At 66.5% G+C, this 13,431-nt stretch carries 10 protein-coding genes; 2 read left to right on the forward strand and 8 right to left on the reverse strand.

Going from position 1 to position 13,431, the window contains the following annotated elements; translation table 11 throughout:
- Window positions 1-59 precede the first annotated feature (59 nt).
- Window positions 60-1,214, forward strand: coding sequence for an adenosyl-hopene transferase HpnH (hpnH, locus tag DB459_RS05270; protein WP_253711875.1), 1,155 nt, complete (start codon window positions 60-62; stop codon window positions 1,212-1,214).
- Here the strand turns inward: hpnH and DB459_RS05275 are convergent.
- The 6 genes from DB459_RS05275 to DB459_RS05300 all read right to left on the reverse strand — a co-directional run bounded on the left by DB459_RS05275 (window position 1,149) and on the right by DB459_RS05300 (window position 8,079).
- Complete coding sequence (locus DB459_RS05275) at window positions 1,149-1,877, reverse strand: phosphorylase (protein WP_253711876.1); 729 nt, start codon at window positions 1,875-1,877, stop codon at window positions 1,149-1,151. The genes hpnH and DB459_RS05275 overlap by 66 nt on opposite strands.
- Window positions 1,874-3,826, reverse strand: coding sequence for a squalene--hopene cyclase (gene shc / locus DB459_RS05280; RefSeq protein ID WP_253713429.1), 1,953 nt, complete (start codon window positions 3,824-3,826; stop codon window positions 1,874-1,876). The genes DB459_RS05275 and shc overlap by 4 nt, the downstream gene beginning before the upstream one ends.
- Before the next feature lie 119 nt (window positions 3,827-3,945).
- On the reverse strand, window positions 3,946-5,193 hold the full coding sequence (hpnE, locus tag DB459_RS05285; RefSeq protein ID WP_253711877.1) for a hydroxysqualene dehydroxylase HpnE: 1,248 nt from the start codon (window positions 5,191-5,193) through the stop codon (window positions 3,946-3,948).
- A complete protein-coding gene (hpnD, locus tag DB459_RS05290) occupies window positions 5,193-6,041 on the reverse strand; it encodes a presqualene diphosphate synthase HpnD (protein ID WP_253711878.1) in 849 nt (282 codons plus the stop codon). Before hpnD ends, hpnE begins: the two co-directional genes overlap by 1 nt.
- Window positions 6,038-6,919, reverse strand: coding sequence for a squalene synthase HpnC (gene hpnC, locus DB459_RS05295; RefSeq protein ID WP_253711879.1), 882 nt, complete (start codon window positions 6,917-6,919; stop codon window positions 6,038-6,040). The genes hpnD and hpnC overlap by 4 nt, the downstream gene beginning before the upstream one ends.
- Complete coding sequence (locus tag DB459_RS05300; protein WP_253711880.1) at window positions 6,919-8,079, reverse strand: glycosyltransferase; 1,161 nt, start codon at window positions 8,077-8,079, stop codon at window positions 6,919-6,921. The genes hpnC and DB459_RS05300 overlap by 1 nt, the downstream gene beginning before the upstream one ends.
- A 186-nt stretch (window positions 8,080-8,265) precedes the next feature.
- On the opposite strand from DB459_RS05300, the gene DB459_RS05305 reads away from it, so the two are divergent.
- Window positions 8,266-8,448, forward strand: a complete 183-nt coding sequence (locus DB459_RS05305; RefSeq protein WP_253711881.1) for a hypothetical protein — start codon at window positions 8,266-8,268, stop codon at window positions 8,446-8,448.
- A gap of 3 nt (window positions 8,449-8,451) precedes the next feature.
- On the opposite strand, the gene DB459_RS05310 is transcribed toward DB459_RS05305, so the two are convergent.
- Together DB459_RS05310 and DB459_RS05315 are read right to left on the reverse strand one after the other, a co-directional pair.
- On the reverse strand, window positions 8,452-9,711 hold the full coding sequence (locus DB459_RS05310; protein ID WP_253711882.1) for a Glu/Leu/Phe/Val dehydrogenase: 1,260 nt from the start codon (window positions 9,709-9,711) through the stop codon (window positions 8,452-8,454).
- 36 nt (window positions 9,712-9,747) lie between these two features.
- Window positions 9,748-13,383 carry a hydantoinase B/oxoprolinase family protein gene (locus DB459_RS05315; protein WP_253711883.1) on the reverse strand — a complete coding sequence of 1,212 codons (3,636 nt, stop codon included), beginning with the start codon at window positions 13,381-13,383 and terminating at the stop codon, window positions 9,748-9,750.
- Window positions 13,384-13,431 lie beyond the last annotated feature (48 nt).

Genomic DNA, 13,431 nt, shown 5'->3' on the forward strand with positions numbered 1-13,431 from the left:
ACGATCGACCTGAATACGACTGCCCTGAACACGATCCGAAAAAGAGTCCGACCCTCATCATGGCCATTCCCTTCTTCAAAGAGATCAAGATCGGTTCCTACCTCGTCAAGCAGAAGCTTCTCGGGCGCAAGCACTATCCGCTCGTCCTGATGCTGGAGCCGCTGTTCCGCTGCAACCTCGCCTGCGTCGGCTGCGGCAAGATCGATTATCCGGACGCCATCCTCAATCGCCGCATGACCCCCGAGGAATGCTGGGAGGCGGCCGAGGAGTGCGGCGCACCGATGGTCGCCATCCCGGGCGGTGAGCCGCTGATCCACAAGGAGATCGGCGAGATCGTGCGCGGCCTCGTCGCGCGCAAGAAGTTCGTCTCGCTCTGCACCAACGCGCTGCTGCTGGAAAAGAAGCTCGACCTGTTCGAGCCGTCGCCCTACCTGTTCTTCTCGGTGCATCTCGACGGTCTGCGCGACCACCACGACAAGGCGGTGTCGCAGAAGGGCGTATTCGACCGCGCCGTGTCGGCGATCAAGGCGGCGAAGGCCCGCGGCTTCACCGTCAACGTCAACGCCACCATCTTCGACGGTCATCCGGCCGAGGAGATCGCCAAGTTCCTCGACCTCACCAAGAAACTCGACGTCGGCGTCTCGATGTCACCGGGCTATGCCTATGAGCGGGCGCCGGACCAGGAGCACTTCCTCAACCGCCGCAAGACCAAGGAGCTCTTCCGCAAGGTGTTCGCGCTCGGCAAGGGCAAGAGGTGGAATTTCATGCATTCCACCCTGTTCCTCGACTTCCTCGCCGGCAACCAGACCTTCCATTGCGAACCGTGGGGCATGCCGGCACGCAACATCTTCGGCTGGCAGAAGCCGTGCTATCTGCTCGGCGAAGGCTACACCAAGACCTTCAAGGAGCTGATGGAGACCACTGACTGGGATTCCTACGGCACCGGCAAGTACGAGAAGTGCGCCAACTGCATGGCCCATTGCGGCTACGAATCGACCGCGGCCGATGCCGCCATCACCAATCCGTTGAAGGCGCTGTGGGTATCGCTGCGCGGTATCCGCACCGAAGGGCCGATGGCGCCGGAGATCGACCTCTCCAATCAGCGCCCGGCGCAGTACATCTTCACCGAACAGGTGCAGAAGAAGCTGTCAGAGATTCGCGCCGACGAGGCCACCGCTGCCGCTGCCAAGCAGAAGGCTCCGACAGCCGCTTAAGGAGCGCAGGGCGCGATTGAAATCGCGTCCCGCCGAGACCAGCGCCGGGATCGCCATCGGATTGATCGCGATCCCGCGCATCACCTTCCAGATATCGACCTTGCCGTCGGGCTTGAGAGCGTCCATCGCAAGCGCCGGCAACGACCGCGACGCCGGGTCGCTGATCACGCGGACGGCCGCGAAGGGCAGCCCGTTGTCCTCGGCATAGCTCGCGGCGATATGGCTCTCCATATCGACCGCCGCCGCGCCGGTGCGCGCACGCAACTCCGCCTTGACGGCGGGCCCGAGCACGACGTCCTCCGATCCGGCGAGAATGCCGCCGATGACGCGCGGACGACCGCTGCCGGACAGCGACACCATGCCGTCCCTTGCCGCCGCTACCGCCTGCCAACGCCGCTCATGGGTGACGACTTCGGTTGCAACCACCACGTCGCCGGAGCGCAGTTCCGGATCAAGACCGCCGGCGACGCCGAAAGAAACGATGCCGCGCACGCAGGCCGGATCGAACGAAGTCATCATCTCGCGCAGCTGGCGCGGACTGCTGCTGCTGCAGACCACCGTCATGCCTGGTCCCGCAGCAATGCGCGCCTCCTGACGGAGACCGGTCACGATCAAGACTGGCAATGTACTGGAATTGGCGTCCCCGCCGGCCCCAAGAATCACATTCCGACCCCTACGAAACGACTGTTACTATCCCGCAAATTGCGATAGCGCGCCAGCGCCCACAGCGGGAAGAACTTCGAATAGCCGTGATAGCGCAGATAAAACACACGCGGAAAACCGCCGCCGGTGTAAGCCTGCTCACGCCATAGGCCGTCTGCTGCCTGCGTTTGCAGCAGATACTGAATTCCGCGCCGTGTCGCCTCGTGCTCGCATTCGCCCGCGGCCATCAGAGCGAGCGTCGCCCACGATGTCTGGGAAGCCGTCGATTCCGCCGGCTCGTAGCCGCGGTAGTCGAGCTTGTAGCTGTTGCCGTCCTCGCCCCAGCCGCCATCGGCATTCTGGATCGAAGCCAGCCACGCCACCGCCTTGCGCATCATCGGATCCTGGTGACCGATGCCGGCCGCATTCAGCGCGCACAGCGCCGACCAGGTTCCATAGATGTAGTTGACGCCCCAGCGGCCGAACCAGGAACCGTCGGCGAGCTGCGTCGAGCGCAGATAGTCGACGCCGGCCTTGAGCGCCGGGCTCGTCTCCATGGTTTCGCCGAGTTGCGCCAGCATCGAGACGCAACGCGCGGTCACATCGTCCGTCGGCGGATCGAGCAGCGCGCCGTGATCGGCAAAGGGGATGTTGTTGAGATAATATTCGACATTGTCGGCATCGAAGGCGGCCCAGCCGCCGTTCTTGCTCTGCAGCCCGAGCAGCCATTCACGGCCGCGGGCGATCGCCTCGTCATAGGCGCTGCCGGCGCCGATGGCGCGGGCGCGATCGAGCGCCATCACCACCACGGCGGTGTCGTCGAGATCGGGATAATGCGGATTGGCATATTGGAAGGCCCAGCCGCCGGGACGGACTCCGGGCCGCTTCTCGATCCAGTCGCCCTCGACGTCGAGCACCTGCATCGGCTTGAGCCAGTCAAGCGCGGCACGCACCGCCTCGGCGGTGCCGGGGCCGCCGGCCTCGAGCATGGCGTGGGCGGTGAGCGCGGTGTCCCAGATCGGCGAGACGCAAGGCTGGCAATAGGCCTCGTCGTCCTTGATCACCAGGAGCTTCTCGATCGACTTGCGGGCGATCGCACGATGCGGATGATCCGGCGGATAGCCGAGCACATCATACATCATCACGCTGTTGGCCATGGCCGGATAGATCGCGCCGAGGCCATCCTCGCCGTTGAGCCGTTCGGTGGTGAAGGCTACTGCCTTCTCGACCGCCCGCTCCCGCATGCCCTTTGGAAACAGCGGATCGGCAACCCGCAGCAGCTTGTCGACAGCGCCGAAGAACACGAACCACGACGTCTTCTGATGCGGCGCCTTCGGCGCCATGCCGATCGCGCGCGGATTGCTCTCGACGAACAGTTCCGGAATCGAGATGCCGAGCCGATTGCGGGCGCGCGGCCTCTTGAGCATCAGCACCAGCAACGGCACGATCACCGTTCGTGCCCAGTAGGAGATCCGGCTCAGATGGAACGGAAACCAGCGCGGCAGCAGCATGATTTCCACGGGCATCATCGGCACCGCATCCCACGATATCACGCCGTAGAGCGCGAGCAGGATCCGGGTGAAGACGTTGCTCCTCGCGGCGCCGCCATGGGCGAGGATCGCCCTGCGGGCCCGCGCCATATGCGGTGCATCGACCGGATCGCCGATCATCTTGAGGGCGAAGTAGGCCTTGACGCTGGCGCTCATGTCGAAGCCGCCGCCATGGAACAGCGACCAGCCGTCGTGACCGGCCTGGATCCGGCGCAGATAGACGCCGATCTTGGCTTCGAGGCCATGATCGATGGGCTCGCCAAGGTGATGGCGCAAGAGAACATATTCGGCCGGGATCGTGGCATCGGCCTCGAGTTCGAACACCCAGTGGCCGTCTTGCCGACGCTGCTTGAGCAGAGCCTCGCGCGCAGCGACGATGCCGGCCTCGATCACCGCCTTCTCGTCCGCACCTTGGCTCATGGCTTCCACAATCGTCTCGTTCAAGTTGCAATCTCCAGACAACGCTGCCGCAGCGATCTCTGCCAGAGTCCCGCAGCCGCCTGAAGGCTTGAAACGGGAATCGACGCTGCGCAGCGGGTTCACTGCATTTGAAGCACCAGGCCGGCGGCGCGGTCGCCCGACCTGACCGAGCCCTCGATGGTCGCCGGCAGTCCTGTATCAGTCCAGTCGCCGGCGAGAAACAGGTTTGACCAGGCGCTCACCGCTCCGGGACGCAATGCATGCTGCGCCGGCGTGGCCTCGAAGGTCGCCCGACGCTCACGAACGATCTGCCAGGGCGGCAGTTCGGCGGTGATGCCGGCGGCCCTGCAGACATCCGCCCAGATCGCGCGTGCAAGTTCCTCCCGCGGCGTATCGACGTGGCGCTCACCGTCGCTGATGGTCACCGACAGCCGCTCGGGAAAGGCGAACAGCCATTCGACGAGGCCGCCGATCACGCCGAGAATGGCCGGCTGGCCGGCGGGGGGCGTAAAGCGGAAATGTGCATTCACGATGGCGCGGAACCGGGTCGGCGCCGACAAGCCGGGCAGCAGACCCGCCGCCGGCCGGGCCGGCACCGCCAGCACCACGGCGTCGTTGGCCCCCAGCGTGACTATTCCGTCGGTCAGGGTCAGGCTTGTGATCCGGTTGCCGCTGCGGCCGATCTCGCGCAGTTCCTGCCCGATGGAGACGGAGCCGCCACGGGCGCGGATGTAGGCGATGGCAGGATCAACCAGCACGGAACTGAGACCGTCGCGGGCAACCAGCGGCCGGCAGGCTTCGCCGCCGGCGAACAGCGTCTCGCGGATGACGGCGCCGGCGAGACCGGCCGAGCCGTCCGGCGGATCGATATTCAGTGCGGCCAGCAGCAGCGGCTGAACCAGCCGTTCATAGAGCACGCCGCGGCAGGCGATGGTGTCGCCGACACGCTTGTCGGTTCCGGCCCAGAGGAGCGGCGCCAACCCGAGATAGTCGACGACGCGCGTGTCGGGCACACGGTTCGCGGCGTCGAACACCCAGAACGGGATGCGGCCGTTGTTGAGACGCAGCAGCCAGGACTTGCCGCTGCGCAGATCCTTGAAATTGAATTCCGCCTTGTCCGGTCCGGCGAGCCCGTTCTCGGAGCCGATGGTGCGGGCATAGGCCAGCGCATGGCGATTGCCCGAAAGCAACAGGTGATTGCCGTTGTCGATGGTCAGCCCGGTCGCGCTGTCGAAATAGGAACGGCAGCGGCCGCCGACCTGCTGCGTTGCCTCGTGCACATGGACGGTGACGCCCGCCTCGGCGAGGCGGACGCCGGCGGAGAGGCCGGAAATGCCGGCGCCAATGATATGAACGGTTCGGGTCATCAGATGAATGCGTACTGCAGAATGATCAGGAGTTTGGTCAATTTGCCCAGCCGCACCGGTGCCCGCGGCGACGCAAAGCCCCGCGCGATCAGGCGGCCGAGAATGGCGCGATAGTAACGCGACATGATGCGGGGCGCCTTGACGAGACGGCGCGGATGCCGCGCCATCACCGCATCGGCATCCGCGAAATGTTTCAGCGCCTGCGCAACCAGCGGCGCGCAGGCTTTCGGCAGGTTGGGATCGGCGGCAACCGTCTCGGGATCGGTCGCGGTGATGCCGGCGGCGAGCAGCGCCTCGCGCGGCAGATAGAGGCGGCCGATCGAAGCATCCTCGTCGATGTCGCGCAGGATGTTGGAGAGCTGCAGCGCACGGCCGAGGTGATGGGCCAGCAGATCGCCGTCCGGCGCCGGAATGCCGAACACCCGCACCGACAGCCGGCCGACCGCGCTGGCGACGCGATCGCAATAAAGATCGAGCGTCGCGGCATCGGGAGCGCGGATCTCGGCGGGGATATCCATCTCCATGCCATCGATGATGGCGTGATAGTCCTCGCGACGCAGGCCGAAGGTCTTCACGACCGGCGCATAGGCGGCGACCCGCGCCGGCGGATGACCGGCATAGAGCGCATCGATGTCGACGCGCCATTGCGCCATGGCCGCGAGCCGCTCCGCACGCGGCCCATCGGAATCGGCGATGTCGTCGACCTGGCGGCAGAAACTGTAGATCTGGAACATGGCGTCGCGCTGCGCCGCCGGCAGGATGCGCATGGCGGCGTAGAACGAGCTTCCGGCCGCCTGGCCGGCCGCATCGACACTCTGCTCGGTCGTCGACATGCCTGCGACCGTCATGCGCCCGTTGCCGTCCTGGTCGCCGCCGTGCGGCCCGTCACCCGGCGCAGGAGCACCATCGCCACCGCGGCGAGGCCGTAGCGGGCGAACTGGCCGCGCGTCAGATGGACGCGCTCGCTCAACGGATCGCGCTCCTGCAGCAGCCGTACGATCTTCTCCGCATAGGTCTGGATCACCGCGATTTCGGCACCGAGCCGCCAGTCGCGGACTGCCGCGCCGAGCGATTTGCCCTCGCCGAGCAAAGCCTCCGTTCGCGCCGCAAGACGATGCAGGCAGGTCAAGAGCGCCGGCGAGGCGCGGGTCTCGCCGAAGTCCTCGACGCGGGCGCCGGCGGCAGCGAGGGCATCGAGCGGCACATAGACGCGATCGAGATCGCGATAATCCTTGCCGCAGTCCTGCAGGTGGTTGTTGATCTGCAGCGCCGCGCAAATCGCGTCGGACGCAGCCCAGGTGGCACGGTCCTCGCCGTGCACGTCGAGCATGAAACGGCCCACCGGCATGGCCGACAGCGAGCAGTAATGGATCAACTCGTCCCAGTTGGCGTAGCGCAGCTTGGTGACATCGAGGCGGAAGGCGTTGAGCAGATCCTGGGCATGCCGCGGCGCCAGCGAGCGCGCGGCCAGCGCCTCATTCAGCGTCGCCGCTTCCGGATCTTCGCCGTTGCGACCGAACAATCCGTCTTCGAGCCGGTCGAGCAGCACAAGCTTCTGCTCCGGCGTCAGCGCCGGGTGGTCGGCGATGTCGTCGGCGGTGCGGACGAAATTGTAGAAGGCGAGGATCACCGCGCGATGACGCGGATGAATGATCCACGACGCGACGGGAAAATTTTCGTCGCGGTGGGTCTTCCCCGAGCGCAGATCGGCCGCGGCTTCGCTCATCAGGTCTCCGTCACATGGGCCTGGGCGCGGCCTTTCCACATGCCGCCGCGACCGGTGTAATAGTGATAAGCCGACTGAAGCGTATACATCAGATAGATGCAGGCGATGACGGGAAGCAACAGTCCCCAGACGGGCGAACGCCGATAATAGGCCAGCGTCGGCTGAAAGGCGACGGCCATCAGCAGCCAGGCGGCGAGACCGAACCAGCGCGCCAGCCCCGCGCCGAGCAGCGCCAGCGCCACCGGCGCGAGATAGACGAGCCCCATGCCGAGCAGGGTCCCCGCGAGCAGCAGCGGCGAATAGCGCAACTGCGCATAGGCCGACCGCGCGATCATCCGCCCGACTTCGGCGAATGTCGGAGATTCACGCACGCTGGCCACGTCGTTGGAAAAGCCGAGCCAGACCGGCCCCTGGCGCTTGAGCAGCGCGCCGGTGGCGCAGTCGTCGATCAGCGCGCCGCGGATGGCGTCGATGCCGCCCGCCGCACGCAGCGCGTCGAGGCGCGCCAGAATGCATCCGCCGGCCGCCGCCGCCGTCGGATGGTCGCGCCGCGCCACGAACGAGAACGGATAGAGCATCTGGAAGAAGAAGATGAAGGCCGGAATGAGCACGCGCTCGGCGAGGCTGACGCAACGCAGCTTCGCCATGATCGACGCCATCACCAGCGAGCCGCGTTCGGCGCGGGTGACGAGCTGCGCCAGGAGTTCGCCCGAATAGACGATGTCGGCATCGGTGAGCAGCACATATTTCGGCGCGACCGCGCGGCTCTCGACCAGGGTCAATCCCTGCTTCACCGCCCACAGCTTGCCGGTCCAGCCGGCCGGCGGCGTACGGCCTGGAATCACGGTGAGGCGGTCGGCGGCGCCGGCCTCGGCGGCCGCGGCCGTCGCCACCGCAGCGGTGCCGTCGCTGCTCTGGTCATCGACCAGCACGACGGAAAAATTGCCGGCATAGGGCTGCGTGAGCAGCGAACGAATGCAATCGCCGATATTGGGCGCTTCGTCGCGGGCGGGAATGACGGCGACGACCTCGGGCCAGCCCCCCTCGATCGCAGGACGCGGCAAATCGTCATGGCGAGACACGATCCAGAAACGACCATGAAAGCCGACGAGATAGATCCAGGCGGCAAGCGCGATGGCGGCGACGAACAGCAACAACATGAGGCGTAAGAAAATCCGTTGAACGGCCGTTGCCTGGTCCGGCGGCCGGAACTTGCGACCCGGCCAGCGCCAATGAGCGGATCCGGACAGGCTCAGGGCGTGCTTTTGCTCTTTTTTCGCAATTGAAACAAGGCTCTTTCGGGCGGCTGAGGCGCCGCACGGTGCGCGATTTTCTGCTTTGATATGATGGGGTTAACGCCCCCGTGCGGCGGCTGGGGAGCGCCATGCACGCCCTCCCCGGGCGGCCCGGAGATCGGCCGGCGCACAGCCGCCGGCACCTATGGCCGGTTGCCGAAGGCCAGCCCTGCCCCGGCGGAAGTGATCGCCGCCGCACCAGAGATCATCGTGGCGGCGGCGCTGCGCGACTGATTGTCATGGAAACAGCCCGCGCATGTTCTTGGCGCCGCGGACGCGCTCGACACCCATCGCCATGGCGGCGGTGCGGTTGAACACCTTGTCGCGCCGCGCCCGCTCCATCATGCGGTCATAGGCGCGGTCGAGGATCTGGTATTCGCGCCGTATCACCTCTTCCTCCTCCCAGAAGAGCTGCTGCAGGTCCTGCACCCATTCGAAATAGCTGACCACGACGCCGCCGGAATTGCACAGGATGTCCGGGATCAGGAAGATCTCGTCTCCGCGCTGATGGAGGATCAGGTCGGCCTCGGGCGTCGTCGGACCATTGGCGCCTTCGGCGACGATGCGACAGCGCAGGGCGGCGGCAGTGCGGGCATCGATCACCCGCTCCATGGCGGCCGGAACGACGACGTCGCAGGGCAGCGTCAGAAGCTCGTCGGGATCGAGGGCGAGTTCGACCGCCGCCTCGCGCAAGTTGCCGTGCCTCGCGCAATGGGCGATCAGCGCCGGGATGTCCAGTCCGCCGGCATGATAGCGGGCGCCGGTATGGTCGCTCACCGCGACGACCTTGACGCCGGAATTGTACAGTTCGAGCGCGGCGATCGAGCCGACATTGCCGAAGCCCTGGACCACCGCGGTGGCTCCCGCGATCTCGATGTCGAGGTCGCGCATCACCCGGCGGACCAGATGAGCCACCCCGCGACCGGTCGCCTCGCGCCGGCCGAGGGTACCGCCGGCGCTGACCGGCTTGCCGGTGACGATCTCGGTGACGGTCTGGCCCTGATACATGGAATAAGTGTCCATGAACCAGGCCATCACCTGTTCGTTGGTCCCCATGTCCGGCGCCATCACGTCGGTATGCGGGCCGACGAACGGGATCATCTCCTGCATGTAGCGGCGTGACAGCGCCTCGAGCTCGCGCTTCGACAGGCTCGCCGGATCGACACCGATGCCGCCCTTGGCGCCACCATAGGGTAGCCCCACCAGGGCGCACTTCCAGCTCATCCAGATCGCCAGCGCGGCGACCTCGCCGATATCGACGCTGGCCGCAAAGCGCGTGCCGCCCTTGGTCGGCCCCAGGGTGAGATGATGCTGGACGCGATAGCCTTCGAACACGGCGGTGGTGCCGTCATCGCGATGGATCGGACACGAGACGGTGACGGCGCGCTTGGGCATCAACAGCCGGTCGCGTTCGTCGTGGGGAATCGAGAGATAGTCGGCGATCACTTGAAACTGGCTGGCCGCCATCTCGAACACCGGACCACTATAGACCGTCATGACCTGTCTCCATGCAGCAGGCTGCTCTCATCGCACTCAATCTGACGTTTTCTGCGGCGGAGGACCATAGCCCCCGCCGGTCGGCGTGATGATGGTGACCGCCTCGCCGGCTTCGAGCACCGTGCTGGCGCAGCCCGGCAGACGCTCGATCTCTCCGTTCAACCGCCGCACCAGGTTCTGGCCCACTTCACCCGGCTCGCCGCCATCGAGGCCGAACGGGCGCACCCGCCGGTGACCGGAGAGGATGGCGCATTCCATCCGCTCGAGGAAGCGAATGGTGCGCCTCGTACCGTCGCCGGCGTTGTGCCTGCCGCGACCGCCCGTGCCGCGGCGGATGCAGAATTCCTCCAGCACCACCGGAAACCGTGTCTCCAGGATCTCCGGGTCGGTCAGGCGCGAATTGGTCATGTGGGTGTGAACCCCCGGAGCACCGTCGAAATCGGGACCGGCGGGTGCCCCGGAACAGATTGTCTCGTAATATTGATAACGATCGTTACCGAAGGTCAGGTTGTTCATGGTGCCCTGGGCACTGGCCAGCGCCTTCAGCGCGCCGAACAGGCAGTTGGTCACCGCCTGGCTGACCTCGACATTGCCGGCCACCACCGCAGCGGGGTAGCGCGGCGCCAGCATCGATCCGTCCGGCACCACGAGCCGGATCGGCCGCAAGCAGCCGGCATTCATCGGAATGTCGTCGTCGACCATGACACGGAAGACGTAGAGCACGGCCGCGCGCGTCACCGGGGCCGGAGCGTTGAAGTTGTCCGGCTGCTGAGCACTGGTGCCGGTGAAGTCCACCGTCGCCTCGCGCCTCGCCTTGTCCACCGTGATCCGCACCACGATCTTCGAGCCCTGGTCGAACTCGTAGGTAAAGCTGCCGTCGGCGAGGCGATCGAGCACCCGCCGCACGCTCTCCTCGGCATTGTCCTGGACGTGGCCCATATAGGCCTTGACGACGCCGAGACCGAAATGGCCAATCATCTTTCTCAGCTCGGCGGCGCCCTTCTCGTTGGCGGCGATCTGCGCTTTCAGGTCGTTGACGTTCTGCACCGGATTGCGCACCGGAAAGCGGCCGCCGGTGAGCAGCGCGTTCAACTCCGCCTCGCGGAACGCGCCGCGGTCGACCAGCTTGAAATTGTCGATATAGACGCCTTCCTCCTCGATGGTGGTCGCGAGCGGCGACATCGAGCCCGGCGCAACGCCACCGACATCGGCGTGATGGCCACGACTCGCAATCCAGAACAGGATGGCTTCGCCGTCGTCGTCGAACACCGGGGTGCAGACCGTGATATCGGGCAGGTGCGTACCGCCGCTGTAAGGCGCGTTGATGGCATAGACGTCGCCCGGCCGGATGTTGGCATTGCGCGTCAGGATCGATTCCACCGACTTGTCCATGGAGCCGAGATGCACCGGCATGTGCGGCGCATTGGCGACCAGCGCCCCGGTCGCGTCGAAAATGGCGCAGGAGAAGTCGAGCCGCTCCTTGATGTTCACCGAATAGGCGGTGTTCTGCAGCGTCACACCCATCTGCTCGGCGATGGACATGAAGAGATTGTTGAAGATCTCGAGCATCACCGGATCGGCTTTGGTGCCGACCGCGGCGCGTGGCGCCAAGGCCTTCACCCGGAGCAGGACCAGGTGATCGTGACGGGTCAGCCGCGCCTCCCAGCCGTCCTCGACCACGATGGTCTGGTTCGGCTCGATGATGACCGCGGGCCCGGGCACCACGTGCCCCGGCGCGAGATTGTCGCGACGATGGATCGCGGCGTCATGCCATGTGCCGCCGCTGAAGAAGCGGCCGCGGGCCGCGGCGTTCGGCACGCCGCGGGCGGTCGCATCGAGTTCCGGCTCGCGGAACGGCGCGGCGCCGCCGACGGCCTCGACGCTGACCGCCTCCACCACCAGCGGCTTTTCGTTGTCGACGAAGCCGAAGCGGCTGCGATGGGCGCGCAGGAAATTCTCGCGCAGCTCGGCGCGACGATCCTCGACGATCTCGCCGCGCTTGAGGCTGAAGGCCGGAATTTCCAGCGCCGTATCGGTGCCGGCGTAACGGATATGAGCGCGGACATTGACGGTGATGTCGCTGCGCGCCACGCCCTGGCCGGTGAGCTCGCCGATGCACACGTCGCCGAGTTCGCGCCCTTCGATGCCGAGCGGCCCGGCGGCGGCTTCCTGCGCCACATCGAGCGCCCGCACGCGGGTGGCGCGGACGTCGGCCAGCCCCATGCCGTAGGCCGAGAGCAGGCCGGACAGCGGATGGATCAGCACCGTGGTCATGCCGAGTGCGTCGGCGACGAGACAGGCATGCTGGCCGCCGGCGCCGCCGAAGCAGTTCAGCGCGTAGCCGGTGACATCATAGCCGCGCTGCACCGAGATTTTCTTGATCGCCTCCGCCATGTTGGCGACGGCGATCCGGATGAAGCCGTCGGCAACCTGTTCGGGGCTCTGGCCAGTGCCGACCTCGGCCGCCAGCGCCGTGAATTTCTCGCGCACCACCGCGACGTCGAGCGGCTGGTCCTGCCCGGGCCCGAAAATGGCCGGGAAGAATTCCGGCATCAGCTTGCCCGTCATGACATTGGCGTCGGTGACGGCGAGCGGCCCGCCGCGACGATAGCAGGCCGGGCCGGGATTGGCGCCGGCGGACCGCGGCCCGACCCGGAAACGGGAGCCGTCGAACTGCAGCAGCGAACCGCCGCCGGCCGCGACCGTATGGATCAGCATCATCGGCGCGCGCAGGCGTACCCCCGCGACCTCGGTCTCGAAAGCGCGCTCGTATTCACCATCGAAATGCGCGACGTCGGTCGACGTCCCTCCCATGTCGAAACCGATCACGCGGTCGAAACCCGCCGCATCGCCGGTGCGCGCCAGGCCGACGACACCGCCCGCAGGACCGGAGAGAATGGCGTCGCGGCCCTGGAACAGGTCCGCGGCGGTGAGCCCGCCCGAGGACATCATGAACATCAGCCGGATGCCGGTCCGCCCGACATCGAGCTCCTCGGAAACCTGCGCCACGTACCGCCGCAGGATCGGCGACAGATAGGCGTCGACCACGGTGGTGTCGCCGCGCCCCACCAGCTTGATCAGCGGCGACACCTCGTGGCTCGCCGACACCTGCGTGAAGCCGATGCGCGTGGCCGCAACCGCGAGGGCGTGCTCATGGGCTGGATAGCGGTAACCATGGATCAAGGCGATGGCGACGGCGCGGATGCCGGTTTCATACGCCGCCTTCATCGCCTCGATGGCCGCCGGCAAGTCGATCGGCCGCTCGATGCGGCCGTCCGCCAGCACCCGCTCATCGACCTCGACGACGCGCTCATAGAGCTGATCCGGTTTGACGATCTGGCGCGCGAAGATGTTGCGGCGGTCCTGATAGCCGAGCTCGAGCACGTCGCGGAAACCGCGGGTGGTGACGAACAGCGTACGGTCGCCCTTGCGCTCCAGCAGCGCGTTGGTGGCGACCGTGGTGCCCATCCGCACCTCATCGATCACCCCGGCGGGAATCGGTGCGCCCGGCGTAAGCCCGAGCAGCGCGCGGATACCGGCGACGGCCGCATCGCGATAGGCGCCGGGGTTTTCCGACAGCATCTTGCGGGCATGCAGCGCGCCGTTCGGGTCGCGTCCGATCACGTCGGTAAAGGTGCCGCCGCGGTCGATCCAGAAGTTCCAGCGTGACATTTTCGGCTCTCCGTCAGAAAGGACAATAGCTGGCCACGGGCGTGCGGG

Source organism: Bradyrhizobium sp. WD16 (assembly GCF_024181725.1).
In the GTDB taxonomy this organism is placed as follows: domain Bacteria; phylum Pseudomonadota; class Alphaproteobacteria; order Rhizobiales; family Xanthobacteraceae; genus Bradyrhizobium_A.

Bases quoted from the DNA above. Each gene is read 5' to 3' on its own strand.
- shc (WP_253713429.1), bottom strand. From the start codon at position 3,826: ATGAGCCAAGGTGCGGACGAGAAGGCGGTGATCGAGGCCGGCATCGTC.
- DB459_RS05315 (WP_253711883.1), bottom strand. From the start codon at position 13,383: ATGTCACGCTGGAACTTCTGGATCGACCGCGGCGGCACCTTTACCGAC.
- DB459_RS05310 (WP_253711882.1), bottom strand. From the start codon at position 9,711: ATGACGGTCTATAGTGGTCCGGTGTTCGAGATGGCGGCCAGCCAGTTT.
- DB459_RS05300 (WP_253711880.1), bottom strand. From the start codon at position 8,079: ATGTTGTTGCTGTTCGTCGCCGCCATCGCGCTTGCCGCCTGGATCTAT.
- hpnD (WP_253711878.1), bottom strand. From the start codon at position 6,041: ATGACGGTCGCAGGCATGTCGACGACCGAGCAGAGTGTCGATGCGGCC.
- DB459_RS05305 (WP_253711881.1), top strand. From the start codon at position 8,266: ATGGGGTTAACGCCCCCGTGCGGCGGCTGGGGAGCGCCATGCACGCCC.
- hpnC (WP_253711879.1), bottom strand. From the start codon at position 6,919: ATGAGCGAAGCCGCGGCCGATCTGCGCTCGGGGAAGACCCACCGCGAC.
- hpnE (WP_253711877.1), bottom strand. From the start codon at position 5,193: ATGACCCGAACCGTTCATATCATTGGCGCCGGCATTTCCGGCCTCTCC.
- hpnH (WP_253711875.1), top strand. From the start codon at position 60: ATGGCCATTCCCTTCTTCAAAGAGATCAAGATCGGTTCCTACCTCGTC.